28 protein-coding genes and 3 pseudogenes are annotated in these 24,037 nt (G+C 67.9%); 21 read left to right on the top strand and 10 right to left on the bottom strand.

Features of this window, described 5'->3' with window-relative positions:
• The coding region (locus ABZ297_RS36920) for an AraC family ligand binding domain-containing protein (RefSeq protein ID WP_355356228.1) at positions 1-404 on the bottom strand (404 nt) is incomplete at its 3' end.
• An 83-nt stretch (positions 405-487) separates the two neighbouring features.
• Between ABZ297_RS36920 and ABZ297_RS36915 the strand changes: the two genes are divergently transcribed.
• Positions 488-898, top strand: coding sequence for a DUF2000 domain-containing protein (locus ABZ297_RS36915; protein ID WP_355356226.1), 411 nt, complete (start codon positions 488-490; stop codon positions 896-898).
• A gap of 8 nt (positions 899-906) precedes the next feature.
• Here the strand turns inward: ABZ297_RS36915 and ABZ297_RS36910 are convergent.
• A pseudogene (locus ABZ297_RS36910) lies at positions 907-1,005 on the bottom strand (glyoxalase/bleomycin resistance/dioxygenase family protein); the annotation flags it as partial.
• Between the two features lie 26 nt (positions 1,006-1,031).
• On the opposite strand from ABZ297_RS36910, the gene ABZ297_RS36905 reads away from it, so the two are divergent.
• From ABZ297_RS36905 to ABZ297_RS36895, 3 genes are read left to right on the top strand one after another with little or no spacing between them, the layout of a single operon-like run.
• Positions 1,032-1,403: a metalloregulator ArsR/SmtB family transcription factor gene (locus ABZ297_RS36905; RefSeq protein ID WP_355356224.1), complete on the top strand. Its 372-nt coding sequence runs from the start codon at positions 1,032-1,034 to the stop codon at positions 1,401-1,403.
• On the top strand, positions 1,316-2,185 hold the full coding sequence (locus tag ABZ297_RS36900) for an MIP/aquaporin family protein (RefSeq protein ID WP_355356222.1): 870 nt from the start codon (positions 1,316-1,318) through the stop codon (positions 2,183-2,185). Before ABZ297_RS36905 ends, ABZ297_RS36900 begins: the two co-directional genes overlap by 88 nt.
• Positions 2,182-2,601 (top strand): arsenate reductase ArsC, encoded by a 420-nt coding sequence (locus tag ABZ297_RS36895; RefSeq protein WP_355356220.1) that lies wholly within the window; start codon positions 2,182-2,184, stop codon positions 2,599-2,601. Before ABZ297_RS36900 ends, ABZ297_RS36895 begins: the two co-directional genes overlap by 4 nt.
• A 272-nt stretch (positions 2,602-2,873) precedes the next feature.
• On the opposite strand, the gene ABZ297_RS36890 is transcribed toward ABZ297_RS36895, so the two are convergent.
• Together ABZ297_RS36890 and ABZ297_RS36885 are read right to left on the bottom strand one after the other, a co-directional pair.
• The gene (locus tag ABZ297_RS36890) at positions 2,874-3,512 is read right to left on the bottom strand and encodes a hypothetical protein (protein WP_355356218.1); all 639 of its coding nucleotides are present in this window, start codon (positions 3,510-3,512) and stop codon (positions 2,874-2,876) included.
• Positions 3,513-4,785: 1,273 nt separating this feature from the next.
• Positions 4,786-5,208, bottom strand: coding sequence for a VOC family protein (locus tag ABZ297_RS36885; RefSeq protein WP_355356216.1), 423 nt, complete (start codon positions 5,206-5,208; stop codon positions 4,786-4,788).
• Positions 5,209-5,317: 109 nt separating this feature from the next.
• Between ABZ297_RS36885 and ABZ297_RS36880 the strand changes: the two are divergent.
• A pseudogene (locus ABZ297_RS36880) lies at positions 5,318-5,677 on the top strand (tyrosine-type recombinase/integrase); the annotation flags it as partial.
• A gap of 283 nt (positions 5,678-5,960) precedes the next feature.
• Here ABZ297_RS36880 and ABZ297_RS36875 read toward each other — a convergent pair.
• Positions 5,961-7,211, bottom strand: coding sequence for a transcriptional regulator (locus ABZ297_RS36875; protein ID WP_355356214.1), 1,251 nt, complete (start codon positions 7,209-7,211; stop codon positions 5,961-5,963).
• A 240-nt stretch (positions 7,212-7,451) separates the two neighbouring features.
• On the opposite strand from ABZ297_RS36875, the gene ABZ297_RS36870 reads away from it, so the two are divergent.
• The 3 genes from ABZ297_RS36870 to tgmC are packed head-to-tail and all read left to right on the top strand — an operon-like array spanning position 7,452 to position 9,931.
• Positions 7,452-7,736 carry a hypothetical protein gene (locus ABZ297_RS36870; protein ID WP_355356212.1) on the top strand — a complete coding sequence of 95 codons (285 nt, stop codon included), beginning with the start codon at positions 7,452-7,454 and terminating at the stop codon, positions 7,734-7,736.
• A gap of 18 nt (positions 7,737-7,754) precedes the next feature.
• A complete protein-coding gene (locus ABZ297_RS36865; protein ID WP_355356210.1) occupies positions 7,755-8,750 on the top strand; it encodes an MvdC/MvdD family ATP grasp protein in 996 nt (331 codons plus the stop codon).
• Positions 8,747-9,931 carry an ATP-grasp peptide maturase system methyltransferase gene (gene tgmC / locus ABZ297_RS36860; protein WP_355356208.1) on the top strand — a complete coding sequence of 395 codons (1,185 nt, stop codon included), beginning with the start codon at positions 8,747-8,749 and terminating at the stop codon, positions 9,929-9,931. The genes ABZ297_RS36865 and tgmC overlap by 4 nt, the downstream gene beginning before the upstream one ends.
• 374 nt (positions 9,932-10,305) lie before the next feature.
• On the opposite strand, the gene ABZ297_RS36855 is transcribed toward tgmC, so the two are convergent.
• Positions 10,306-10,935, bottom strand: a complete 630-nt coding sequence (locus tag ABZ297_RS36855) for a hypothetical protein (RefSeq protein WP_355356206.1) — start codon at positions 10,933-10,935, stop codon at positions 10,306-10,308.
• On the bottom strand, positions 10,932-11,153 hold the full coding sequence (locus tag ABZ297_RS36850; RefSeq protein WP_355356204.1) for a hypothetical protein: 222 nt from the start codon (positions 11,151-11,153) through the stop codon (positions 10,932-10,934). The genes ABZ297_RS36855 and ABZ297_RS36850 overlap by 4 nt, the downstream gene beginning before the upstream one ends.
• Before the next feature lie 53 nt (positions 11,154-11,206).
• Between ABZ297_RS36850 and ABZ297_RS36845 the strand changes: the two are divergent.
• Positions 11,207-11,341: pseudogene (locus ABZ297_RS36845) on the top strand (S1 RNA-binding domain-containing protein); the annotation flags it as partial.
• A 228-nt stretch (positions 11,342-11,569) separates the two neighbouring features.
• Here the strand turns inward: ABZ297_RS36845 and ABZ297_RS36840 are convergent.
• Entirely contained in the window at positions 11,570-12,598 is a 1,029-nt protein-coding gene (locus tag ABZ297_RS36840) for a GDP-mannose 4,6-dehydratase (RefSeq protein WP_355356202.1), read from the bottom strand.
• Positions 12,599-12,848: 250 nt separating this feature from the next.
• Here ABZ297_RS36840 and ABZ297_RS36835 point away from each other — a divergent pair, with 250 nt between their 5' ends.
• The 4 genes from ABZ297_RS36835 to ABZ297_RS36820 all read left to right on the top strand — a co-directional run bounded on the left by ABZ297_RS36835 (position 12,849) and on the right by ABZ297_RS36820 (position 17,046).
• The gene (locus tag ABZ297_RS36835) at positions 12,849-14,093 is read left to right on the top strand and encodes a glycosyltransferase family 4 protein (RefSeq protein ID WP_355356200.1); all 1,245 of its coding nucleotides are present in this window, start codon (positions 12,849-12,851) and stop codon (positions 14,091-14,093) included.
• Between the two features lie 76 nt (positions 14,094-14,169).
• Entirely contained in the window at positions 14,170-14,886 is a 717-nt protein-coding gene (locus ABZ297_RS36830) for a methyltransferase domain-containing protein (RefSeq protein ID WP_355356198.1), read from the top strand.
• Positions 14,883-15,935, top strand: coding sequence for a prenyltransferase (locus ABZ297_RS36825; protein WP_355356196.1), 1,053 nt, complete (start codon positions 14,883-14,885; stop codon positions 15,933-15,935). Before ABZ297_RS36830 ends, ABZ297_RS36825 begins: the two co-directional genes overlap by 4 nt.
• 142 nt (positions 15,936-16,077) lie before the next feature.
• Positions 16,078-17,046: a DUF1702 family protein gene (locus tag ABZ297_RS36820; RefSeq protein WP_355356194.1), complete on the top strand. Its 969-nt coding sequence runs from the start codon at positions 16,078-16,080 to the stop codon at positions 17,044-17,046.
• A 23-nt stretch (positions 17,047-17,069) separates the two neighbouring features.
• Here ABZ297_RS36820 and ABZ297_RS36815 read toward each other — a convergent pair whose 3' ends face one another.
• The gene (locus tag ABZ297_RS36815; RefSeq protein WP_355356230.1) at positions 17,070-17,699 is read right to left on the bottom strand and encodes a class I SAM-dependent methyltransferase; all 630 of its coding nucleotides are present in this window, start codon (positions 17,697-17,699) and stop codon (positions 17,070-17,072) included.
• An 85-nt stretch (positions 17,700-17,784) separates the two neighbouring features.
• Between ABZ297_RS36815 and ABZ297_RS36810 the strand changes: the two genes are divergently transcribed.
• The 3 genes from ABZ297_RS36810 to ABZ297_RS36800 are packed head-to-tail and all read left to right on the top strand — an operon-like array spanning position 17,785 to position 19,541.
• On the top strand, positions 17,785-18,237 hold the full coding sequence (locus ABZ297_RS36810; RefSeq protein ID WP_355356192.1) for a pyridoxamine 5'-phosphate oxidase family protein: 453 nt from the start codon (positions 17,785-17,787) through the stop codon (positions 18,235-18,237).
• Positions 18,234-18,431, top strand: coding sequence for a ferredoxin (locus ABZ297_RS36805; RefSeq protein ID WP_355356190.1), 198 nt, complete (start codon positions 18,234-18,236; stop codon positions 18,429-18,431). The genes ABZ297_RS36810 and ABZ297_RS36805 overlap by 4 nt, the downstream gene beginning before the upstream one ends.
• 24 nt (positions 18,432-18,455) lie before the next feature.
• Positions 18,456-19,541, top strand: a complete 1,086-nt coding sequence (locus ABZ297_RS36800; RefSeq protein WP_355356188.1) for a Zn-dependent alcohol dehydrogenase — start codon at positions 18,456-18,458, stop codon at positions 19,539-19,541.
• Positions 19,542-19,572: 31 nt separating this feature from the next.
• On the opposite strand, the gene ABZ297_RS36795 is transcribed toward ABZ297_RS36800, so the two are convergent.
• On the bottom strand, positions 19,573-20,772 hold the full coding sequence (locus tag ABZ297_RS36795; protein WP_355356186.1) for an MFS transporter: 1,200 nt from the start codon (positions 20,770-20,772) through the stop codon (positions 19,573-19,575).
• Positions 20,773-20,809: 37 nt separating this feature from the next.
• Here ABZ297_RS36795 and ABZ297_RS36790 point away from each other — a divergent pair, with 37 nt between their 5' ends.
• From ABZ297_RS36790 to ABZ297_RS36770, 5 genes are all read left to right on the top strand, one after another.
• Positions 20,810-21,430 (top strand): XRE family transcriptional regulator, encoded by a 621-nt coding sequence (locus tag ABZ297_RS36790; protein ID WP_355356184.1) that lies wholly within the window; start codon positions 20,810-20,812, stop codon positions 21,428-21,430.
• A 12-nt stretch (positions 21,431-21,442) separates the two neighbouring features.
• A complete protein-coding gene (locus ABZ297_RS36785) occupies positions 21,443-21,994 on the top strand; it encodes a MarR family transcriptional regulator (protein ID WP_355356182.1) in 552 nt (183 codons plus the stop codon).
• Positions 21,991-22,350 carry a nuclear transport factor 2 family protein gene (locus ABZ297_RS36780; protein ID WP_355356180.1) on the top strand — a complete coding sequence of 120 codons (360 nt, stop codon included), beginning with the start codon at positions 21,991-21,993 and terminating at the stop codon, positions 22,348-22,350. Before ABZ297_RS36785 ends, ABZ297_RS36780 begins: the two co-directional genes overlap by 4 nt.
• A gap of 47 nt (positions 22,351-22,397) precedes the next feature.
• The gene (ccmA, locus tag ABZ297_RS36775; protein ID WP_355356178.1) at positions 22,398-23,027 is read left to right on the top strand and encodes a heme ABC exporter ATP-binding protein CcmA; all 630 of its coding nucleotides are present in this window, start codon (positions 22,398-22,400) and stop codon (positions 23,025-23,027) included.
• A 65-nt stretch (positions 23,028-23,092) separates the two neighbouring features.
• Positions 23,093-24,037 (top strand): DUF6297 family protein (locus tag ABZ297_RS36770; protein WP_355356176.1); only part of this gene is annotated, 945 nt, incomplete at its 3' end.

Below are 24,037 nucleotides of genomic sequence, written 5' to 3'. Positions count from 1 at the left end.
GGGACGCCCGGCAGCAACGCCCGGTGCAGGGCGCGCAGCGCGGACGCGAGCGCCGGGTCGTCGACCACCGGCTCGGCGAACAGCGGCAGGCCCGCGTGGCGGCCCGTCACGTCCGCCAGGGTGTCGGCCACCAGTTCCTGCCCGATGTGCACGATCCGGTAGGTGAAACCCAGAGTGTCGGCGGCGTGGCCGTCGTGCGGGTCGTCCGGGTTGAAGGCCATCACCATGCCCGCGGCGCTGGTGTGGGCGGAGCCCCGGCAGGTGAACGACTGGGCGCCGGTCTCGGTGACGCCGAAGGAGTAGGTGTCGTGGCTGTGCCGGTGGTAGACGTGCCGCTCGAAGTGGGCGTGCATGGCCTGGAGCGGGCGGTCGGGCGAGCGCCAGTAGCGGGACCAGTCGTGCACGTCTCCCAGTGTGCGCGCTCCTGGTGCGTGCTCCGCACCAGCGTTCAAGACAGGGCGGCGGCCGGGGCGGCAGGCTGCCGTCCATGCGTTTCGACACGAAGATCGGCATCGTGGTCCGCGCGGACCTTGCCGTCTGGCAGAAGCTGAACGTCACCGCCTTCATGGCCAGCGCCGTGGCCGGGGGCGCGGTGGAGACGCTCGGCGAACGGTACGAGGACGGATCGGGCAACGGGTACCTGGCGATGTTCCGCCAGCCGGTGCTCGTCTACGCCGGCGAGGCCGCGGACCTGTCGCGCGTCAGGGAGAAGGCGACGTCGCGCGGCATGGACGTGGCCGTCTACATCGACGAGATGTTCAAGACCGGCCACGACGCCGACAACCGGGCCGCGGTGCGCGCCGTGGAGGCCGACGACATGACGCTCGCCGGGGTGGCGGTTTACGGGCCGAAGAACGCCGTGGACAAGGTCCTCAAGGGCCTCGGCCTGCACCCCTGAGGTCTCAAGGGCTCGGCGCCGGGGCCGTGGACCCAGACCTTGTCCTGGAGGGCGTAGCAGCAGGAGGTGTCGTTCTCCTCGAAGGTGGCGAGTCCCGCGTCCTTTCTGATTAGACGCATGTCAACATAGACCCATGTCGAAACAAGAGCTGCCCGTCCTCGCCCCCGCCGAGGCGTGCTGCACCCCGATGGCATGCGAACCGCTAGGGGAATCGGACGCAGCCGAACTGGCGCGCATGTTCAAAGCGCTGTCAGACCCGGTCCGGCTGCGCCTGCTGTCGCTGATCGCGTCGCACGAGGGCGGCGAGGCATGCGTGTGCGACCTGATCGGCCCGTTCGATGTATCCCAGCCCACGATCTCCCACCATCTGAAAGTGCTGCGGGAGGCCGGACTGGTCGGCTCGGAACGACGCGGCACGTGGGTCTACTACTGGGTGCTGCCGGTCGCGCTGAATCGCCTCTCATCCCTGCTCCAAGCTCCCGTTCCGACCCGAGCCCACGCGTGAACGGGAGTGTCCATCGCCTGGGCCGACGCCTGGCTGCCGAGGCCGTCGGTACTGGCGCACTGGTCAGCGTGGTCATCGGCTCGGGCATCCAAGCCGCCGAGTTGAGTCAGGACGGCGCGGTCGTTCTGCTGGCCAATTCACTGGCCACCGTCTTCGGTCTGGGAGTCTTGATCGCTGTGCTCGGGCCGGTCTCCGGAGCACATTTCAACCCCCTGGTCTCGCTTGCGGCCTGGTGGAGCGGGCGCGGAGACGGTCAAGGGCTGCTGTTGCGGGACGTGGCGGCTTATGCGGTAGCCCAGATCGGCGGGGCGGTCGGCGGGGCGGTGCTGGCCAATGCCGTTTTCGCCCGTCCGCTGGTGAGCTGGTCTACCCGAGAGCGGCAAGCAGGTCATCTATGGCTGGCCGAAGTGGCGGCGACCGCCGGGCTGATCGTGGTGATATTCGGGCTGACTCGCACCGGCCGCTCTCACCTCGCGCCCGTCTCGGTGGCGGCCTACATCGGGGCGGCCTACTGGTTCACCTCCTCTACCAGCTTCGCCAATCCGGCGGTGACCATCGGCCGGGCCTTCACCGACACCTACGCGGGCATCACACCGACCTCAGTCGGCCCGTTCATCCTCGCCCAAGTCCTGGGCACCGCTGTCGGGCTGGGTCTGGTCGCCGTAATCTTTGGCCCGCACTTCCCGACATCCGCACCACGCGACATCAGGGATTCCAGCCAGGTTGCTTCCCGTGACGCCGCCTCTGCCGCCTCTGCCGAGCAAGGAAGCTCCCGCTCATGAGCATCACTGTGCCGTCCGTGCTGTTCGTCTGTGTCCACAACGCCGGACGCTCCCAGATGGCCGCCGCGTTCCTCACCCATCTCACGCAGGGCCGCGTCCAGGTCCGCTCGGCCGGATCCACCCCTGCCGATGCGGTGAACCCGGTCGTGGTCGAGGCGATGAAAGAGGTAGGGATCGACATCTCCGCCGAGATCCCCAAAGTGCTCACCACTGAAGCGGTGCAGGCCAGCGACGTCGTCATCACGATGGGCTGCGGGGACGCCTGCCCGATCTTTCCAGGCAAGCGATACCTTGACTGGCAACTGGACGACCCCGCCGGGCATGGCATCGACGCCGTCCGTCCGATCCGCGATGACATCGAAGCTCGGGTACGCGCCCTGATCGCCGAAGTCCTCCCTGCGCCGGGACAGAGTTGAGCACCGCCAGACCACGCATCGCCCCAATGGCGTCCGAGCACGCCTCCGAAGTACTCGCGATCTACCAACTCGGCATAGACGAGGGCCAAGCCACCTTCGAGACGACCGCCCCCGCCTGGCAACAGTTCAACGCTGCCAAGCTTCCAGGCCACAGACATGTCGCCCTGGACGAGCCGACATCCTGGCGGTCGCCGGTCATACTCAGGTGCATCCGGGCTGCGGACCGCCGGCGCGAAACCGCCATGCGCAACGTCGGCCTCTAAAAGATTACGTCAGTGAATTCTGCCGGGTTCCTTCACGTATGCGCCATAGATCAGCTTGTCGTCCTCGGAAAATGCCGATTCGTCAATGAATTGAAATCCGAACTCGCGGCGAACGATGTTTGTTCTGTTGTACAGCTCGTTGTCGGAATTGGACCAGGCCCCAATGAGCTGCTTGTTGGAGGAATTCTGCATCTGGAACGTGTCGCCGTCGAAGACCCCGCTCTTTACCCATGTTTGTGCGGTCATCTTATCGTAGCTGTCGTATAGTTTGCAGGCGCCCGTTGTGTTTCGCCAGTTGAAATAGAAGGTAGCTCCTCCGATCGTTGCATTGATCACGAGGTTCCCGACGGAATCTTTGTACAGCGTCCAGCGTACGGCCCCATCGATGGTGCTCTTCGCCGCGAAGAGCCACTTGTCGTCGCCGTCCGAGTTTACGTAGCAGCTGAAACCGGTGTTGTACAGGAAGCCGACAAAGGCCGCGCCGGTAGCGAAGAGGGATGAGGTTAGCCATTTGAGCGGAAGCGTCGGGTAGAGACTGGCCAGTTCTCGATCAAGGCTTTCCGTGTTCCTCTCTGGCTTGACTTTCGATTCCCGGATTTCATGCACTCGTGCTAGTACTTCATTGCGACGCTGCATCAGTTCTTTCATGAATGATCCTTCCGAATGCGTTGATCATGAGTAAGAATTTGGGACCCAGGGCATGCCGGGAAAGAAGGATGGCACCTCTGATGGATTCCAGCCATTCCGGCTGCGGGATAGTAATGCCCGGGTGTACGATCACATAATCTGGGACCAGGTAAATTTCAGCTTCTTCCTCCGCAATGCATAGGGGTCCCGTGCCCGCCCACCGAGTTCAGCGTGCTCTTGGCGTAGCGGTGAGACCAGCTTCGCCGCCCCTGCATGCGGCGGCCCTGTCGTGAGGGTCGGGGGCACGAACCATGACCTCGGCAAGCTCGGGTTCTGTACGTGGGCGCGGCTGGCGTATGTGTCGTGAGTGGAGCGGGCCGGCGTCCATGCGAAGCACCCCGTAGGGGCCGCGTAGCGGTGGAGGGCGGTGGCGTAGCGGCAGGGCCGATCGCACGTCTGGGTAGGCGCGACCCGTAGGAGAACCCCCCGGTGCGGCTGGCTAGCACCCGGGGGGTTGGTCACGTCTCGACGCGGGGTGTCGTGGCGGCGGGATGGTGGACGTGCCGGGTGGGGCGTGCGGTGGTGCGGCGAGCGTTGCCATCCGGGGGCGGGGCGGGGCGAGCACGGCGCGGAGCGCCGCGCGCAGTCCCCGTCTTTCGCCCCCGGATGGCGCGTGATGCCGGGCGGCGGCGGGTGGCCGCTTGCGGCTGGGCCGTCGATCCCGCACTCATGATCATTTCTGCGGGAAGGGGTGTCCGTCCGGTCGGGGCTGGGCGGCTTGATCTGGTAGGGAAACTCATCACACAGGCTGGCGCGGGGTCAGCGCGCGGCGGCGTGCGGGGAATCCAGCCATCCGGGGATGGCATCCCCCGATAGTGCCGTCCCCGGTCGGCCTTCCTGTGGGTCAGGTGAAGACCGCAGAGGTGATCACGCGTGCCGGGTCCGCTGACGTGAAGCGTCCGCGCGGGGGCGCGGCAGAGGCGTCTTGACCTTGGGTGGGCGGGTGGCTCGCGCTCGTCCCGTCTGTTGTCCGATCTCAAACAAGTTGGCGTGTGAGCGTGCTGCTGACCTGGGACTCGCCAACTAGGTGAGACGAAGAGATACGAAAGGTGTCTCACTCAGTTGGCGAGTGAAGGCGGAATGTCTCAGGAGACTTGGCGTTTGATCATGGAATACTGCAGCCTGGTTTCAAGGGCGACTTCTGGTGTCCTGGAACATCGCACGGGGTGCCGCCCATTCCGGTGCAGCCTGGTGCTCAGCGCGTCATCGTTCAACGCACCAACTCGGTGGTTGATCAGCGCCGTCGGGCTGTGATGTTGAACATCCAGCTGATCCCGAATTGGTCTACGAGCGAGCCCGCCACGTCGCCCCACACCTGTGCTTCCAGAGGCAACGTTACGGTGCCGCCGACGGACAGCTTATCGAAGTAGTCGCGGAGGTCGTCATCGTCGCCACCGATGAATACCGCAACATTGTTCCCTGGCTGGTAGGGCGGGTGGCCGGACCTGTCATCCGGAAAGTCCCATGCCATCAGCGTGTAGCCAGCGGGGGTCTCCAACCGGGCGTGCATGACCTTGTCAGCGCTGGCTGAGTCTGGTGAGCCGAAGTCCGCGACCGTTCCCACCTCCAACTCGCCACCGAAGACCTCCTGGTAGAACTCCAGCGCCTGCCGCGCGTTGCCGTTGAACGTGATGCAAGGGTTGACCTGAGACCCCACTTGAACGCTCCATCCATAGAGTGCGATCGATCGGCGTGCCCGATGATCGCTAAGCCATGCTCCCAACAAATCACGACACCCTCTGTCGTGATTCCTACGACGGACCGACAAGGCAATCGTGCGGGGCGATGTGTACCGCTCGATCTGGAGGCGGGCTCGTAAGGCCGTCCTGAACGCCTCCGAGTGCGCCTCGGAGGTCGCCCGGCGTCCCTATGACCTGCGGCACGCAAACGCCTCCACGCTCATTCAGGCGGGCATAGACGTGGCAGAGGTCGCGCGGCGGCTCGGACACTCCATCCGAACCCTGCTGAGCACCTACGCACACTGGATCGACGGCGGGGAGGACGCGGCGAACGCGAAGATCGAAGCTGCCCTATCCGCACAAACGATCACAGATAGCGCTCTGACCTGCGAAAACGGAAGCCACGGGCCAGCCGCGGGCCAATTGTCGCAAGGCGGCGCGGCGTAGCCGTAAAACCCCAGGTCAACCCCCTGAATGTGGACAAGCCTACGTTCTCCACAGAAGAACGTGGGCCGTCTGTGGATCGGTAGCAGAAGATCGCTACCGCCCTGATCAGGGGATTGATTGCTGTCTGACCTGCGGAAATCCTGAATGGCCTGAGAGCAGGCCGTCTCGCTGCGTCCCACTCAGTCTCATGGTGGCTCCGCGTGTTGGCTCCAAAACGATTCGGCAACCCCGGCTTCCACCGCAGTTCGCGGGATTCCGCGCGCCTTACTCTCCTGATGGTGCGCTACGCGCACCATTGCTGGTTGGCCAGAACCTTCCGTACTGCCGACACATCGGAGTAGGGCTCCAGGCGCGCACGTACGACCTGCGCTCGCTTGGCGGTTCGATCGCTGGCCACGTCCGTGGACAGGTCAAGCATGTGGACGGCGGCATCTGCTGCCTCCTCCGGCTCGTTAGCATCCGCAAGCGCCACAGCGAGCCACGAGAGATAGAGCGCAAGTTCGCGGGTGTGTGTGGCGTCGTAGCGGGCGAGTACGTCAGTCAAGATAGGGACGGCACGTAGCGGACGGCGAAGTTCCGTGTAGGCGCGGGCCTCCATTACCTGTAGTTCGCCAGCGTTTACCCAGTACAGGTAGCCGGGCTCATCTTCATCGCTATGCTCGGCGAGCGCCGTTTCAGCCTCGCCGAGTGCACGCACGGTCATCTGCGCGTCTCCAGAGCGTGCGTGTGCCCATGCCACCCGATCCCAGGACAGCGCACGGGCTCGGGGTGGCGCGTGCGGTCCGGCAACCTCAAGTGCTGCATAAGCAAGTGCGACTGCTTCCTCAAGATCGCCAATGTTGGAGACTTGATAGGCCAGCGACCCGATAAGGTTAGACTCGAGGGTCTTGTCTCCGGCTTCGCGAGCTGCGCTAATCCCTAGGCGGTATGCGTCGGTAGCTTGTTTATGCATTCCGGCGTCGCTGGCTACCCATCCCGCGATCTGCCCGAATTCTCCAATGGCCCCCAGCAAGCTACGGCCTACGTCCTCGGTGAAGGTACTGGTTCGGTAGAGGCGGACTGCTGCATTGAATTCACGAAAGGCAGGCTGCACCAAGTCCCCGCCAGCAAGAACGTCGTCAGCGAGCCGCAAGGCATGGACTCTTGCTGCAAGATCGGAGATGTTGCCGATGCCTAGCTGCCGCCCTCCATGGCTTGGAAAGCGACGAAGAGGGTCCGTCTCGCGCATCAGCTCCCGTAGCACGTCAGCCGGGGTACGCCCCTGCTGAGCAGGGGTATTGCCGAATAGCTCGGCTTCATCCATGTCGAACACGAGGCAGTACAGGATGCGGTACGGGTCGTGGGGTTGGTGGGTACCGGCTTCGTAGTCGCGGATTCTACGGAGGATGGAACTCCTTTTCGGAAGGCTGCTGCTCAGACGCGAGTTCCTCTTGGCTGCCTTCTCCATCTCTTGAGCCAAGTCGTCCTGTGACCACAACCGCCTACGGCGCTCGTTGCGTAGCCGGATGGCCCACGCCGGACGTTCGTCGGGCACCTAGCCACCTCCTTTACCGGGCGAGGGATCGCTTATTGTCCTCGCCTGACCTCTGCGGGGCGGTCATGAGTGACGTATGTCCCTTTTTCCGTGCCGTGCGTCCTCACCACTATCCTCTAGTGTCCTCTAGACGCAGCCTGTATGGACGTGCTTCCGCGAGGTGAAATGAGGGATCACAGGGCTAGAGTCTGCTGGCGACGTCGGCCAAGCTCGGTAAAGGAATACCGAAAGGAGGAAAGGATGCAGGCGCAGACACGAGAGTCGGTAAGCCTATGGCTGCTGGAGCACTCACCTGATGGTGAACCGCGCGGGCAGATCGCCCGGGTAGGTGACGTGTTCCCGCTCGATGCGACCGGACACCGGTTGCTGGCAAGCGGCGAGAAACCGTCGTCGGTGCGGCCGTGGGGGCTTCGCTTTGCCCGGCGCATGCAGCCGCGCGCAGGAAGCCACGAGGGCGGAACAAAGGAAACGTCAGGAACAACCGACGGCGCAAAGCCGTCCGGCGAAGAGGTCAGGACGGATTAAGAGGAGAACGAGGTAAAGATGTCCACCCGAGTCATGGTGTTGATCCTGGCCGCTGCGCACGACAAGACGGTTGACCGCGTTGCGGCTGAACTGACCGGTCGGGCTGTTCCCGTGACTCGGATGGACGCCGCCGATTTCCCCATCGGCCTACGACTGGCCGCGCGCTTCACGAGCGGCTCAAGCCGCTGGGACGGAACAATTACCGGTCACAGCGAGGACGGGCGTCGGATACGGCTCATCCTGGACGAGGTAACGAGTGTCTACTACCGCCATCCCACGCAGTTCCGGCTTCCCGAGGGAATGTCCGGACCGGAGCGGATCTTCGCCTACAACGAGGCGCGTCGAGGTTTCGGCGGCGTTCTGCAAGCGCTGAATTGCTTGTGGATAAACGACCCTGTGCGTACCGCTGCCGCCGACTACAAACCCGTCCAACTGGCGGCAGCGTCAGCTTGCGGCCTTCGCGTTCCGGAAACAATCATCGCCAATGATACGGAGTACGCGTATGCCTGGGCAGTCAAACTAGGGCGGCCGTTTATTTACAAGCCGGTTGGCGGCATCTGGCAGCCTGAAGACGGCGAAATACGGATGATCTACACAGAGCGAATAGACGATCCTTCGACGCTACGAGATGGCCGGATGGATCTCACGGCCCATATGTTCCAAGAGTGGGTAGAAAAAGCGCACGAAGCTCGGGCGCTGGTGGTGGGAGATCAGGTTTTCACCGTCGCCATTCACTCCGATTCGCCGGCCGGGCGGGTGGACTGGCGGTCAGACTATGCCGCGAACCGGTACGAGGTGATCGAGCTTCCCGTCGCAGTGCGGGCCGGTCTCGTCCGCCTCCATAAGAAGCTCGGCCTTGTGTATGGTGCATGCGATCTCATACGGACGCCCGAAGACGAGTGGGTCTTCCTGGAGACGAACACGACGGGTGAGTTCGGCTGGCTGGAGGCGGCGTGTGGCGTGCCCATCGCCAAGACAATCGCTGACCTGCTGGAAAGGGGAAACGTAGCGTGAATCGCTTCATAGACGAACCGACCGCGCAAACTCTCGCCGAAACCCTTGCCGATGAACTCGTGAGGATCGGGGACATCCGCGACCCGGTGTGGCGGGAGGTGTTCACCCGGGTTCCCCGACATGTCTTCGTCCCGCACTTCGCCTACATCACCGACACCCCCAAGGGCAGTCGCTATGACCTGGTGAGCAGCGCGAACCCTGACCAGCGCACGGCTTGGCTCGATGGCGTGTACTCCAATGCCACGCTCCTGACTCAGGTCAACGGGCAACCAGTGGAAGAGATCTTCGCCGCTGGGAGCGGATTCGGTCAGCATTCCAGTTCCTCAACCCTTCCCGGTCTGATGGCCTGGATGCTGGACGTCGCCGATCTCCACGGCGGACATCGCGTCCTGGAGATAGGCACAGGTACCGGATACAACGCGGCGCTACTGAGCGAACGCCTGGGGTCTGACCGGGTAACCAGCATCGATATCGATCAGCACCTGACGAGCCGCGCCCGCGAACGACTGGCTGCCATCGGCCTACATCCCATCGTCGCCACAGGTGACGGTCGCCTGGGCTACGAAGCGAACGCCCCCTATGATCGCGTGATCGCGACATGTGGACTGGATCACGCTCCGTCCGCCTGGATTGAGCAGACCGTGCCGGGTGGGCTGATCGTGACCAACGTGACCGGTGGCCTCGGCGGCGCGATGCTGCTTGCTCAGGTCGGCGAGGACAACACCGCACACGGGCGGTTCTTGACACGGTGGGCTGGATTCATGCCGTCGCGTCACTCCACGCCACAGCATGCTGCCTACGCTGACATCTCAGCGACGGGAACGACCCTTCTTGATCCTGACCTGTTCAACGATGCGTCGTTCGCGTTCTTGACGCAGCTGCATCTGCCGCACGCGAGGCGGTATTGGGCGACAAACCAGGACGGGCGCGCCTTTACCGGCCTCAAAGTGCGTGACGGTTCGTGGGCAGGGGTCTACGAGCCGGATGCGGACGGGAACCGCCAAGTCGATCAAGGCGGGCCGCAACGGCTGTGGGATCGGGTCGAGGAGGCTTACCGCCTGTGGGAGAAGGAGGGGCGTCCTGACTGGGCTCGCTTCACGTTCGAGGCACGTCCCGGCGTGCAGACGGTGAGTCTGGGAGACCGGCACTGGGAACTGCCGGTGGAGGTGGCGGCGGCTTAGCCTTAGCCGGTGACGAGGTGAGTGGAGCGGCCGGCGTCCATGCAAAGCACCCCGAAGGGGCCGCGTAGCGGTGGAGGCCGGTGGCGTAGCGGCAGGACCGCTCGCGCGTCTGGGTAGGCGCGACCCGTAGGAGAGAACCCCCGGTGCGGCTGGCCGGCACCGGGGGTTGGTGACGTCTGGACGCAGGGTGTCGTGGCGGCAGGTCGGTGGATGTGCCGAGTGCGGTGGTGCGGCGAGCGCTGCCATCCGGGGACGGGGCGGGGCGCCCGAACCGCCGCACATCAGCCGCTGCGTGTTAACCATTGCCTCGATCACGGCGGCTGCCACCATGAGTGGGCTGGCTGCCCTCCTGCGAGGCATCGCACGCATAGCGTTCAGGCGTCTGTCAGCCTCCGGCGACTGCGGTGGCGCAGCAACTCTCCCAGCACCCTGAGCCTGTTCAGCTTTCGATCCATCGGATCACCTTCGGCCGCATTGAGCAGCCAAGACTTCAACAGTGCTTCCACAGCAGGCGTCACAAGGTGCTGATCGAACATATCCGCAAGGGAGGAAGGAGCTGGGGAGCGTGTATCTGCCTCGTCCGCAGCAGCAGAGGTCTCCTTCTCCGCCTCGTTCAGCAGCTTCCCGACTGCCTGATGTGACATGCCCAGCAGGTAACCGATGTCGCGGTGAACGTAACCTCTCCGCGCCAGGTCAGCCACCGTTGCTTGCGTCGCTTCGGCAGCCCTTTGTTTGACCAGCCTCGCCGCGAGGCGGGTCAGCAGCGTGGCCTCCAGTTCCGTAGCCACTTCCTCGTCAGCCACGGTCAAGTCGAATTCGGCGTCAATCTCGGAGACATCCACATCCAGCATGGTGGCCACCAGGTCACGAGCCATCTCCTCAGCTTGCTCCAGGCGCTTTACCTGTGAGTGGTAGGCACGCTTGAGGCCGGGCCCAGAGACGGTCAACGCCCACCAATCGTCGCTCCTGCTGACGGTGATGGTGTAAGTGTCGCGCTTGCTCACTGCCCCTCCTGCTCCTTCGCGACCTCAACGAGGATGCTCTCCCAGTTCTCCAAGATTCCTTTCGCCGTACGCTCGTTGACCTCCGAGTGACGAGGCACGGGCATCGCCTCCGAACCGGCATGCCACTTGGTGTGACTGCCGCCTTCGGTGGCGTGAACGGGCACGCCGTACTCCTTGGCGAGCTTGCGCATCCGCCGCTCCAGATCCCGCTTCCTCATCACCAGTGTAGGCAACCAAGGTTGCAGGAGATAAGGCAACCTCGGTTGCAGAACTGGGACGGCGGCCGGCGCACGTGCCGCGGCAGCGCTTCGACCATCCCGGCGAGATCGTCGAGGTGGGCCAGGAGGTCACCGTCGAGGTCCTCGACGTCGACACGGCACGCGAGCGCATAGCCCTCTCACTCAAGCAGGCCCTGGAAGGTCCGGAGACCGGCACACCAACCGCCTAACGCCGAAACCGTTCGTCGCTGAGAGTCAGGCAGTCCCACAAACGACCCGCCGACTACAGCGCTTCAGGTGCCGCCGGCCCCACATGGAGCTCCGGGCCGCGCGCACAGCGAATCTCAAGACTGCCAGCGGAGTGCGGGGCTCCGGGCGCCGGGCCGTGGACGTCCGGTGCCCGGTGGCGGGAAGGGTTAGGGCCAGGAGCTGTCCTGGTCGGGGTCGCCGCCGTCCGACAGGAGGCGGATGTCCGAGTCGACCATCATCGACACCAGGTCGTCGAACGACACCGTGGGTTCCCAGCCGAGCTGGACCCTGGCCTTCTTGGGGTCGGCGCAGAGCAGGTCCACCTCCGCCGGGCGGTGGAGGGACTGGTCGCAGACGACGTACTGCTCCCAGTCCAGCCCGGCGGCCGTGAAGGCCGCCGCGACGAGTTCGCGGACCGATTTCATGTGGCCGGTGCCGATCACGTAGTCCTCAGGTGTGGACGACCGAAGCATCAGATGCATGGCCCGGACGTAGTCGCCCGCGAAGCCCCAGTCGCGCCTGGCCTCCAGGTTCCCCAGGCGGAGCTCGGTGGCCAGGCCGAGCTTGATGCGGGCCACCCCGAGCGAGACCTTGCGGGTGACGAACTCGGCGCCCCTGCGCGGCGACTCGTGGTTGAACAGGATGCCCGACACCGCGAACATGCCGTACGACTCGCGGTAGTTCTGGGTGAGGAAGTGCCCGTACGCCTTGGCCACGCCGTACGGCGAGCGGGGGTGGAAGGAGGTGCTCTCCGTCTGCGGGGTCTCGCTGACCTGGCCGAACATCTCGGACGAGGACGCCTGGTAGAAGCGGATCCCGCCGGAGCCGCCGCTCACCCCGCCTCGCGACAGCCCGGAGCACACCCGGATCGCCTCCAGCATGCGCAGCACGCCCATCCCGGTGACCTCGGCGGTGAGTTCCGCCTGCTCCCACGACATGGGGACGAACGAGATCGCGCCCAGGTTGTAGACCTCGTCAGGCTGAACGCGTTCCACGGCCGAGATCAGCGACCCCTGGTCGAGCAGGTCACCCCTGACCACCTGGACGTCCGAGAGCAGTTTGCGCATGCGCGAGACGCGCGGGTTGGCCTGGCCGCGTGCCAGCCCCCAGACCTCGTATCCCTGGCCGAGCAGGTGCTCCGCCAGGTAGGAACCGTCCTGGCCGGTGATGCCGGTAATCAGAGCGCGCCTGGCCAACGGGTCCTCCAACTATCGCTACAGCGTCCGCTGGGACGGGAATGTACAGCCAGGCGCCCAGGCGAAGCACCTAGGGCCCTAGAACACGTTCCACCGAACCACGCTCGGTCATGCCAACGTCGCAGTTCGCATGGCATATGCCTGTTATTAGGAACAATTCTCATGGAGCTACCGAATGGTAGCCTTTTCGGACTAAGGTCATCTTTCACGGTACACGCCCGCAACTGGGGGCCTACCGGCGGAGAAAGGGGTGTCCGTGAGCGACTCGCTGCGGATCGCGCTGCTGTCCTACCGCAGCAAGCCGACCTGTGGTGGACAGGGCGTCTACCTCCGCCACCTGAGCCGCGAGCTGGTCGCGCTGGGCCACCACGTCGAGGTGTTCTCCGGCCAGCCGTACCCCGAACTGGACGAGGGCGTCATCCTGCGGGAGGTGCCGAGCCTCGACCTGTACCGCGACGAGGACCCGTTCCGCACCCCGAAGCTGGACGAGTACCGCGACTGGATCGACTGGCTGGAGGTCGGCACCATGTGGACGGCCGGCTTCCCCGAGCCGCTGACGTTCACCCTGCGCGCCTACCGCGAGCTGAAGAAGCGACGCGGCGACTTCGACGTGGTCCAGGACAACCAGACCCTCGGGTACGGCCTGCTCGGCATCCAGCGGATGTTCCCCGTGGTCGGCACCATCCACCACCCGATCAGCGTCGACCGGCGCATCGAGCTGGAGGCCGCCACGGGCGCCAAAAGGCTCACCATGCGCAGGTGGTACGCGTTCGTGAAGATGCAGGCGCGGGTCGCGCCCCGGTTGAGCCCGATCCTGACGGTCAGCGAGTCGTCGCTGGCGGACATCCACCGCGACTTCAACGTCCCGCAGGCGAACATGCGGTTGATCCCGCTCGGCGTCGACACCCGCTACTTCCACCCGCGCCCGCACCTCGAAAAGCGCAAGGGCTCGATCGTCGCGGTCGCCAGCGCCGACTCGCCGATGAAGGGCGTCGCCACCCTGCTCAGGGCGGTGGCCAAGCTGGCCACCGAGCGCGACGTGAACCTCACCGTGGTCAGCAGGCCGACCCCGGGCGGGCCGACCGAGCAGCTCGTGCAGGAGCTGTCGTTGCAGGACCGGGTCAGGTTCGTGCACGGCATCTCCGACGACGAGCTGGGCGAGCTCATCGCCACCTCGGAGATCTCGGTCGTCCCGTCGCTGTACGAGGGGTTCTCGCTGCCCGCGGTCGAGCACATGGCCTGCGCCACCCCGCTGGTCGCCAGCCGCACCGGGGCGCTGCCGGAGGTCGTGGGCGACGCGGCGGTCCAGGTGGCGCCCGGCGACCCCGAGGAGCTGGCCGCGGCGCTGCTCAGGCTGCACGACTCGCCGGAGGAGCGCGAACGGGTGGGGAAGGCCGGATACGACCGGGTCATGGAGCGCTACACCTGGCGCGTCGTCGCCAAGAGGACCGTCGAGGCCTACCGCGAGGCCATGGCCGCCCACCGGAAGAGGTGACCCGGTCCGGGAACCGAGCCCGGCCCGCCGACCAACCGCCCCCCGCCGTACTGGCTGATCACAAGGAGACCGGTAAGTGCTGACCGTGGACTTCGCCCGGCTGCCCGTCGGGCCTGGCGTGCGTGTGCTCGATCTCGGCTGCGGCGGCGGCCGGCACGCCTTCGAGGTGCTGCGTCGAGGGGCGGACGTGGTCGCGTTCGACATGGACCAGTCGGAGCTCGACAACGTGGCGGCCATGTTCGTGGCGATGGACAAGGCGGGCGAGGTTCCGCTGGGCGCCACGGGCGAGACCGTCCAGGGCACGGCGCTGGACATGCCGTTCGACGACGACAGCTTCGACCGGGTGATCGCGGCCGAGGTCCTGGAGCACATCCCCGACGACATGGCGGCGATGCGGGAGCTCTTCCGGGTGCTGAAGCCGGGCGGAACCGCGGCGATCACCGTCCCGAGCTTCCTGCCCGAGCGGATCTGCTGGGCGCTGGACGAGGACTACCACACCGCCCCCGGCGGCCACGTCCGCATCTACACGCTGGCCGAGCTGTCGGCGAAGCTGAAGGCGACCGGCTTCGACATCGGCCCGCACCACCACGCGCACGGCCTGCACGCGCCGTACTGGTGGATCAAGTGCGCGGTCGGCGTCAACAACGACGACCACCCGCTGGCCAAGGCGTACCACGAGCTGCTGGTCTGGGACATCATGAAGCGCCCGCCGCTCACCCGGCTGGCGGAGGCGGTGCTGAACCCGGTCATCGGCAAGAGCGTGGTGCTCTACGTCAGGAAGCCCGCCGCGTGATCTCCCGCGACGAGGTGGTCCGGACGGCCCTGAGCATCGCGGCGATCCAGCAGGACGACGGCGGCGTGCCGTGGCCGGAGGGGCACGTCGACGCGTGGAATCACGTGGAATGCCTGATGGCGATGGCCGTCGCCGGGTTATCCGAACCGGTCGCGAAGGGGTACGACTGGCTGGCCGGGCACCAGCGCGACGACGGGTCCTGGCCGATGAAGCTGGTCGGCGGCGTGGCCACCGAGCTGGGCGGCGAGTCCAACCACGCGGCCTACGTCGCGGCGGGCGTCTGGCACCACCAGCTCGTCACCGGCGACGAGGAGTTCACCGAGCGCAGGTGGCCGATGGTCAAGGCGGCCCTCGACTACGTGGTGGGCCTGCAGACCGAGCGCGGCGAGGTCGTCTGGGAGCGCGACGCGCACGGCGTGGCCTCGTCGTTCGCGCTGCTCACCGGCTGCTCCTCGATCCACCAGGGGCTGCGCTGCGGGGTGCTGCTCGCCGACCACGTGGGCGACCCGCAGCCGCACTGGGAGCTGGCCGCCGACCGTCTCGCGCACGCGCTGGCGGCCCATCCCGAGGCGTTCGCCGACAAGAGCCGCTTCTCGATGGACTGGTACTACCCGGTGCTGGGCGGGGCCGTGCGCGGGCCGCGGGCGTTCGAGCTGCTGGATCGCGAGTGGTCCACGTTCGTGGTGCCGGGGCTGGGCATCCGGTGCGTCTCGGACCAGCCGTGGGTGACGGGTGCGGAGACGTGTGAGCTGGTGCTGGCGCTGGACGCGCTGGGCGACCGCGAGCGCGCGGCACGGCTCTTCACCGACGTGCAGCACCTGCGCCACGACGACGGCTCGTACTGGACGGGCTGGCAGTTCGCCAACCACAAGCACTTCCCGCACGAGCGCTCCGCGTACACGGCGGCGGCGGTGGTGCTCGCCGCCGACGCGCTCCTGGGCCTCTCCGCCGGCTCCTCCCTCTTCCGGGACGTCGCCGCGGGCCCGCCACCAGAGTCCGTCTCCCCCGCCGACCCGCACCCTTGCGGCTGCACCCCCGCCGTCTTCTGATCTCGTACCACGCAAGCGCTTTTGCGGGTTCTTTGCCGGGAAATCCGGAGCGGCGTCGCCGAAGGCCGCAATGGGGTTACTAGCTTCGGGAGTGGCCGTACGAGGCGTCTTCGGGGGAAGCGTGGGCGACACGGGCACAACCTTGCTCTTTGACCAGGTCGGGACCGAGGCGACACCGCCCCCGGTCCGTGGCCTGCGGCGGTTCCTGGTGATGGACGAGCATGCGTCCGATCTGGGCAGACGGCGGTTCAGGCAGGGCGCTGCACGCCACGTCCTGGAAGACGCCGAGAAGAACTATGTCTTCGGCTTCAACGCCGTTCTCTCCAGGGACGTCCCGAGGATCGATGACATCTCCCTGGAGCAGCGAGGCTTCGCCTACGAAGGCGCGGCAGCCGCGTGCGCCGCCCTCGACCTGCTCACCCTTGGCCGGGGCCGACGCCTTCGCGCGCTCCTGGACGGCCCCGCCCTGCACTTTCAGCAGGCCGCGCACCTCGGCGCCGGCCGCGGCCACGCGCTGCTGCGCGTGCGTCCGCTGCGGGGCGTGAAGGGCGGCCACCCGCTGCTGCGCTGGCTGGCCATGGACGGGTTCGGGTTCCAGCTCGGGCTGACGCAGACCGACCGGCTGGTGGGCGAGAGGTCCCTGCCCGACCTGCCCACCAGGGCTCACTGCGCGCTGTTCGACCAGGGCCTGGGACGCCTGCTCTGGTACCACGACTGCGCCTCGCCCGACGACCTGGCGATCACGCTCGCCGGCTACCCGGCGAGCAGGCGGGGCGACCTGTGGATCGGCCTCGGCTTCGCGGCGACGTACGTCGGCGGCGCGGGGCCGGACGGGCTGTGGCGGCTCGCCGAGCACGCGGGGGCCGACGGGTTCCGGCCGCACCTGGCGCAGGGGTGCGCGTTCGCGGCCGCGTCCATGACGCTGGGCGAGAGACTGCCGGACCACGTGGAGCTGGCCGTCCCGATCCTGGCGGGGACGGCGGCGGAGGACGCGGGCGCGTGGGTGGCCGGCGCGCTGAGCGTCCTCGACAGCGACCCGTACACCCATGACGAGTTCCTGGCCTGGCAGGCGCACACCCGCCGGGCCTGGAAGCGCCGCCACCCGGACTGACCGTCTCGGACCTCCGCGAGCTGTCAGATGCCCGGGGCCACCCGCTCCAGCACGCGCAGCGAGCCCTCGACCGAGACCTCGGCGAACGCGCCCGACTCCAGGGCGCGCAGGTAGACGCGGTAGGGCGCCTGGCCGCCGTCGGCCGGGTCGGGGTAGATGTCGTGGAAGACCAGCGCGCCGCCCGGCATGACGTGCGGCGCCCAGCCCTCGTAGTCGCGGGTCACCGGCTCCAGGGAGTGGCCGCCGTCGATGAACAGCATGGCCAGCGGGCTACGCCAGAGCCTGGCCACCTGCTCGGACCTGCCGACGACGGCGATCACCTCGTCCTCCAGCTCGGCGGCGGCGATCGTGCAGCGGAAGGTCGGCAGCGAGTCCATCTTGCCGAAGCGGGGATCGACCAGCGTCGGATCGTGGTGGGCCCAGCCCGGCTGGATCTCCTCGGAGCCGCGGTGGTGATCGACGGTGACGACCACGGATCCGGCCTGCCTCGCCGCCGCGCCGAGATAGACGGCGGACTTGCCGCAGTAGGTGCCGATCTCGCAGATCGGGCCGAGCTTGCCGTACCGGCAGGCGGTCTCGAACAGGGCCAGCCCCTCGTTCGTCGGCATGAATCCCTTGGCGTGCTCCGCTGCGTACAGCAGCTCGGGCGGCATCGTCATAGCGCAGCACCCTAGTCGAACCGAACAACATTCCGGCGACCTCTTGCCGGGCATTCTGCAACCTGTTCTACTTGGCAGCGTGAATCAGCGCGCTCGCATCGCGATGTCCGACGACGACGTCACCGCCTTCCTCGAAGGGGCGCGCAAGCTCCAGCTCGCCACCATCAACCCCGACGGCACGCCGCACCTGGTGACCATGTTCTACGGGCTCGACGAGGGGCGCATCGCCTTCTGGACCTACGGCAAGGCGCAGAAGACGCGAAACCTGGAGCGCGATCCACGGGTGAGCTGCCTGGTCGAGGCCGGAGAGGAGTACGCCGAGCTGCGCGGCGTCCTGCTGTACGGCAAGGCCGAGCGGGTCGACGACCCCGAGCACGTCCTGGCCATCGGCATGGAGGTCGCCCGCAGGACGACCCCCGGCGTGGCCGACGAGCTGCTGCGTCCCTACGTCGAACACACCGGGCGCAAGCGGGTCGCGTACGTCGTCGAGCGCACCAAAGTGGTCTCATGGGACCACAGGAGGCTCACATGAGGATCAAAGTCGATGAAATGGTGTGCGAGGCCAACGCCGTGTGCATGGGGCTCGCACCCGAGGTGTTCGATGTGGACGACGACGACCAGCTCCACATCCTGCTGCCGGAACCGCCGCCGGAGCTGATGGAGCGCGTGCGCCACGCCGTCAGGTCCTGCCCCAAAGCCGCCCTCTCCCTCGAAGAACCGTCGTAGGAACCGTCGTAGGAGGAACCCCCCATGCGCGCCGCGCTTCTGCACGCCGTAGGCGATGACAAGCTCGACATCCGCGACGACGTCACCCTGGCCCCTGTCGGGCCCACCGACGTCCGGGTGCGGATCAGGGCCACGGGCGTCTGCCACTCGGACCTGTCGGCCATGTCCGGCGTGCTGCCGCAGCCCATGCCGCTCGTCCCGGGCCACGAGGGCGCGGGCGAGGTGGTCGAGGTGGGCGAGCACGTCACCTCGGTCAAACCGGGCGATCACGTGGTGATCAGCTGGCGTCCGTCCTGCCAGGAGTGCGACCTGTGCCTCGGCGGGCAGCCGTTCCTGTGCATGAAGTACGTCATCGAGGCGTTCACCAAGGGGAACTTCCGCTTCGGCGGCGGCAACACGGCGTTCGGCATGGCCGGATGCGGCACCTGGGCCGAAGAGATCATCGTCCCCTGGCAGGGCGCGATCAGGATCGACCCGGACGTGCCGTGGGAGGCCGCCGCGCTGATCGGCTGCGGCATCACGACCGGCGTCGGCGCGGCGATCAACACCGCCCGCGTCCGTCCCGGCTCGACGGTCGCGGTGATCGGCTGCGGCGGCGTGGGGCTCTCCGTCATCCAGGGCGCGCGCGTCTCCGGCGCCAGGACGATCCTCGCGATCGACCCGCTGGAGTCCAAGCACGAACTGGCCAGGAAGGTCGGCGCGACCCACGCCGTCACCCCCGAGCAGGTCCCGGACGCGCTCAACGAGCTCACCGGCGGCCAGGGCTTCGACTACGGCTTCGAAGTGGTCGGCAAGGCCGCCACCATCCAGAGCACCTGGCAGATCACCCGCGCGGGCGGCAACGTGGTCGTGGTGGGCGCCGGCGCCGTGGACGACATGGTGTCGATCTCGGCGTTCAGCCTGCTGTTCGAGGGCAAGAACCTGCTCTCCAGCCTGTACGGGGAGGCGGACGTGCGGCACGACTTCCCGTACTTCGCCGACCTCTACAAGGCGGGCCAGCTGGACCTGGAGTCGTTGATCAGCGCCAGAATCAGGCTGGCGGACCTCAACGACGCCGTAGCGGCCCTCAAGGGCGGCGAGGTCCTCCGCCAGATCGTCCTCATGGACTAGAGGCGAGAATGGGCTAGGAGCCGAGAATGGGCTAGGAGCGAGAACCCGACTGGCTCACCCGCTCGAACGCCGTGGCGACGTGCCGGGCGGCCAGGGGCGTCGCGGCGGCCGCGAGCGCGAAGAGTGCGGCGAGCACCGCCCAGGCCAGGCCGCCCGCGCTCTGCAGCAGCGCGGTGACCAGGACCGGGCCGAGCACGTAACGTCCGAACGAGCGGCCCATGCCGAACGCGGCGAGGTACTCGGCGCGGCGGTCGTCCGGAGCGATGGCGTATGACAACGTCCAGGCCGCCGGCACGGTGAGAAGTTCGCCGAGCGCCAGCAGGACGACGGCGAGCGCGAACAGGGCCACGGCCGCTTGTGCGGCGTACGGCGCGGCCCAGAACACCAGGCAGGACGCCGACAGCAGGACGCCGCCCGCCACCTGGCCGCGACGGGCGGCGGCCACCGTGCCGACGAGCCTGGCGGCGGGCAGTTGCAGGAGCACGCAGATGACGGTGTCCACCGCGTACAGCGGCCCGATCCAGGCTCGGGGGATGTGCCCGCCGCTGGCGAGCCAGAGCGGGAAGCCTAGATTCAGCACCGGCAGCCACAGTTGCAGGACGGTGTCGAGCGAGGCCAGCGCCAGCAGTCGACGGTCCCGGACCGCCGCGGTGCCGCGTGCCGCGCGCTCCCGTCTCACCGGCCGCTGAGCGATGGTCGCGAGCACGAGCGCGACCAGGACGTACGCACCAGCGTTGACCAGCAGTACGAGCCGGAATGTTCCGTTCTGCGCCGCGATCAGCCCACCCAGCGGGCCGCCGACGCTGATCCCCAGGTTGGCGATCGTCCGGTAGGCGGCCAGCACCCTGCCGCGCCGCTCGCCGTCGGCCAACTCCGCGACGAACGCCTGGGTGAGCGCGGCGATCGCCTGGTCGGCCACGGTGACGGCTGTCACGGCGGCCAGGAACCCCCACCACTCCCCCACCATCACGTAGGACGCGGTGCCGACCGCCCTGACCAGGTGCAGCACGACCAGCGTCCGGCGGACGCCGACCCTGTCTGCCACCCTGCCCAGCGGCGTGGCGAGCACCAGGGCCAAGCATCCGGCCACGCCGAGCCCGAGGCCGACCTGTCCCGCCGTCAGCCCCACGGCCTGGGTGAAGTAGACGGCCGAGAACGCCAGGAACAGCCCCGCCCCCAGATAGTCGACGAATCCGGCGGCGAGCAGCCTGAGTACACTATATTGCGTCACAAACCTAATATTCTGCCTCCAAGGGAGCAAGTGGGCAATGACCGATCCAGCCGAGGCCGTGAGCGAGACGCTCGCCGCCAACCTGCGTGCCGCCCGCCAGGAGAGGGGCTGGCGACTGGAGGACCTGGCGTCCAGGTCGGGCGTCAGCAGGGGGATGCTCCAGCAGATCGAGACAGGCCGGACCAACCCGAGCATCGCGACCCTGGCCAGGATCTGCGCCACGCTCGGCATCCCGATCGGCCGGCTCGTCGAGCCCCCGGAGGAGCTCGGACGGGTCGCGCGCGCCACGCAGTCGCCGATCAGCCCGGCGGGTCAGGCCGGCCAGGCACGACTTCTGATCAACGACGGCCAGGCGCCCTTCGTCGAGCTGTGGGACTTCCTGGTCGCCCCAGGCGACGAGATCCGCTCCGCGGGCCACCCGCAGGGCACCCGGGAGCTCCTGCACCTGAGGGAGGGAGTCCTTACGGTCACGGTCGGCGGCGCCGCCTTCGACCTGGGGCCCGGCGACGCGCTCAGGATGCGCGGCGACCGTCCGCACGCCTACCGCAACCCCGGCGACACACCCGCCCGCCTCACCATGACCGTCGTCTACTCGGGGAACCAGGACCCGCGCTTCTCCCGCACGCCGGAGCAGGAAGGGCGGCCGTCACCGATGTAGTATTCCTTCATTATGAATGACGTACATAAATTTGACCCCGACCCCGACGGCCACCTCTTCGACCCCCACGTGCGGAGCGCCATGACGGCGTTCCTCGGCGACGGCGACACCCTCACCCTGGAAGTGGCGGCGGCCGTCCGCACCGCCTTCCACGCGGTCGAGCGGATGCGCTCACACGGCAGCGAGGGGCGCGGCCTCAGTTCGGGCGCGCTCGACATCCTGATCCGCCTCAGCGCCGCCCCCGAGGACGGCGTCAGCATCGGCGATCTGGCCCAAGCGGCCGGGGTCAGCTCGCGGAACGTGACCGGCCTGGTCGACACGCTCGAACGCGACGGGCTGGTGCGCCGCGTCCCCGACCGGCACGACCGCCGCTCCGTGCTGGCCCAGATCACCCCCGACGGTCGGGCATGGCTGGAGTCCTTCCGGCGGCCGACGCAGATGGCCATGGCCGCGATGTTCCGCGGGTTCACGCCGTCCGAGCTGACGCAGTTCAGGCACCTGTGCCTGCGCCTCGCCGACAACCAGCAGCAGCTCGCCCAGTACCTCCAGGGAGAGAGCCGATGACCGCCCGAGAGACCGTCCGCGCGTACCACGAGGCGCGCTTCCGCGGGGACGTGGACGCCGCCGCCCAGCAGCTGGCGGAGCCGTTCAGCTTCCGGAGCCCGTTCATCACCTCGACCGACCCCGCCGGACACCTCGCGGGCCTGCCGGGGTTCGTCCAGGTGGTCACCGGGGTCGACCTGATCAGCGAGCTGTACGGCGACTCCGAGGCCACCCTCGTCTACGACGTCCACACCGCCACGCCCGCGGGCACCCAGCGCACCGCCGAGCACTTCCGCCTGGAGGACGACAAGATCACCTCGATCCTGCTCATCTTCGACGCCGCCCCCTGGCTGCCGATGTCAGGCCAGATCACCTGACCGCCGCCGAACGTCCATGGAGCCGTTTCGGTGGCTAGGCTCGAGCGGTGCAGGAGACGATCATCGCCGTCCATGACCTCTCGGTCGAGCTGGGCGGCAATCCGGTGCTGAGGGGGCTGGAGCTCAGTGTGGCTCCGTCCGAACTGGTGGCCGTCGTGGGGCCGAACGGGTCCGGCAAGTCGACGTTGCTCAGGTGCCTGGCGGGGTTGCAGCCGCCCACGAGCGGCACCGTCAGCGTGTTCGGCGCTCCCCCGGCCGACGACGCCGCGTTCTGGCGGCGCGTCGCGCTGCTGGGCGACGAGCCCGCCTGGTATCCCGGGCTGACCGCCGGCGAGCATCTGGAGCTGATCCGGGCCGTGCACGGCGAGCCGCGCATGACCGTCGAGGCGGCGCTCGACCTGTTCGCGCTGCGGGAACGCGCCGACGCCCCTCCGCTGAACCTGTCCACGGGGCAGCGCCAGCGGCTGTCGCTCGCCGCCGCGCTCCTCAGGCCCAGCAGCCTGCTGCTTCTGGACGAGCCTGAACGCGGCCTGGACGCCGGGTTCCGCGAGCGCCTGGGGACACTGCTCAGCGAGTACACGGCCGAGGGCGGCACCGTGGTCATGGCCACCCACGACCCGGCCCTGGCCGGCCACGCACGCCAGGTATCCCCGACGGACGGGCGGGTCGCCGCATGATCCCTCAGGGAGCGGGGTCGGTTCGCGCGGTCCGGACGTTCGTGCGGGCCCGGGGGCGTGCGCCCGTGAGCCTGCTCGACCGGTACGTCGTACTGTTCGCGCTGGCGATGGCCGCGGCGGTCGCGGGGCATCCGGTCTCGTCGGCGCTGGCGGGCCTGGCAGGGCGGGTCGAGGTCGCGCAGGTGGGGCCCGGGGTGGCGTTGGTGGTGCTGGCGTACGCGGGGTTCGTCGCCGCCGCCCGCGCCGCCGGGCCGGTCGTGGTGACGGCCACCGACGCCGCGTGGCTGGTCCTGTCGCCGCTGGACCGGCGGGGCGTCCTGGGCAGCACGGGACGCGTCCTGCTGCTGGTCTCCGTCGTGGCGGGCGCGGGGCTCGGGCTCGGCCTGCTGGCGGTGCTGGGCGCCCCTGACCAACTGGTCTGGCGGCTGGTGGCGGCGCTGGTGCTCGGCGTGTCGGCGTCCGCCGGCGGGATGGCGCTGGCGGTGCTCGGGCAGGCGTCGCAGTCCTGGCACGCCTGGGTGACTGCCGGGCTGGTCGCGCTGCTGGTGGTGGCCGTGGTCGCCGCCAGCGGTCAGGCGCGCGGCGTGCTCGCCGCCGTCGCCGCCGCGCCCCTTCCCGCCGTGGCGGCTGCCGCTTCGGCCGCCGTGCTGACATCCACCCTGCTGATCCGGCGAGCGTGGGCGGCGCTCGCCCGCATCCCGTCCCGGACGATCCTGGCGGCCTCGACCCGCGCCGGGCACGTCGCGACCGCCACCGTCACCCTGGACCCCGGCGCCCTCACCTGGATCGCCGAGGACAACCACTGGCGAGCCAGGAGCCTGCGCTCCAGGCCGTGGCCGTCGCCGCTCCGCGTCCACAACACCCGCCTGACCGCCCCGCTCGCACCGGCCTGGCAGGGCATCACCCGGCTGACCGCGCCGTTCGTGCTCGCCTGGCAGGACTGGCTGCGTGCCGGCCGGCGAACATCTCGACAGGGCCGCCGCCCAACGCCACGGTGTGCTCTGCCACGG

The organism is Nonomuraea sp. NPDC005983 (assembly GCF_040614375.1).
GTDB lineage: Bacteria > Actinomycetota > Actinomycetes > Streptosporangiales > Streptosporangiaceae > Nonomuraea.
Note: the sequence above shows the minus strand (reverse complement) of the source record. Positions and strands in the feature narration are given on the sequence as shown.

What these genes read in the sequence shown, in the direction of transcription:
- ABZ297_RS36915 (WP_355356226.1), top strand. Translation starts at nt 488, where the DNA reads ATGCGTTTCGACACGAAGATCGGCATCGTGGTCCGCGCGGACCTTGCC.
- ABZ297_RS36905 (WP_355356224.1), top strand. Translation starts at nt 1,032, where the DNA reads ATGTCGAAACAAGAGCTGCCCGTCCTCGCCCCCGCCGAGGCGTGCTGC.
- ABZ297_RS36895 (WP_355356220.1), top strand. Translation starts at nt 2,182, where the DNA reads ATGAGCATCACTGTGCCGTCCGTGCTGTTCGTCTGTGTCCACAACGCC.
- ABZ297_RS36890 (WP_355356218.1), bottom strand. Translation starts at nt 3,512, where the DNA reads ATGAAAGAACTGATGCAGCGTCGCAATGAAGTACTAGCACGAGTGCAT.
- ABZ297_RS36870 (WP_355356212.1), top strand. Translation starts at nt 7,452, where the DNA reads ATGCAGGCGCAGACACGAGAGTCGGTAAGCCTATGGCTGCTGGAGCAC.
- ABZ297_RS36865 (WP_355356210.1), top strand. Translation starts at nt 7,755, where the DNA reads ATGTCCACCCGAGTCATGGTGTTGATCCTGGCCGCTGCGCACGACAAG.
- ABZ297_RS36850 (WP_355356204.1), bottom strand. Translation starts at nt 11,153, where the DNA reads ATGAGGAAGCGGGATCTGGAGCGGCGGATGCGCAAGCTCGCCAAGGAG.
- ABZ297_RS36815 (WP_355356230.1), bottom strand. Translation starts at nt 17,699, where the DNA reads ATGCCGCCCGAGCTGCTGTACGCAGCGGAGCACGCCAAGGGATTCATG.
- ABZ297_RS36805 (WP_355356190.1), top strand. Translation starts at nt 18,234, where the DNA reads ATGAGGATCAAAGTCGATGAAATGGTGTGCGAGGCCAACGCCGTGTGC.
- ABZ297_RS36800 (WP_355356188.1), top strand. Translation starts at nt 18,456, where the DNA reads ATGCGCGCCGCGCTTCTGCACGCCGTAGGCGATGACAAGCTCGACATC.
- ABZ297_RS36790 (WP_355356184.1), top strand. Translation starts at nt 20,810, where the DNA reads ATGACCGATCCAGCCGAGGCCGTGAGCGAGACGCTCGCCGCCAACCTG.
- ABZ297_RS36785 (WP_355356182.1), top strand. Translation starts at nt 21,443, where the DNA reads ATGAATGACGTACATAAATTTGACCCCGACCCCGACGGCCACCTCTTC.
- ABZ297_RS36780 (WP_355356180.1), top strand. Translation starts at nt 21,991, where the DNA reads ATGACCGCCCGAGAGACCGTCCGCGCGTACCACGAGGCGCGCTTCCGC.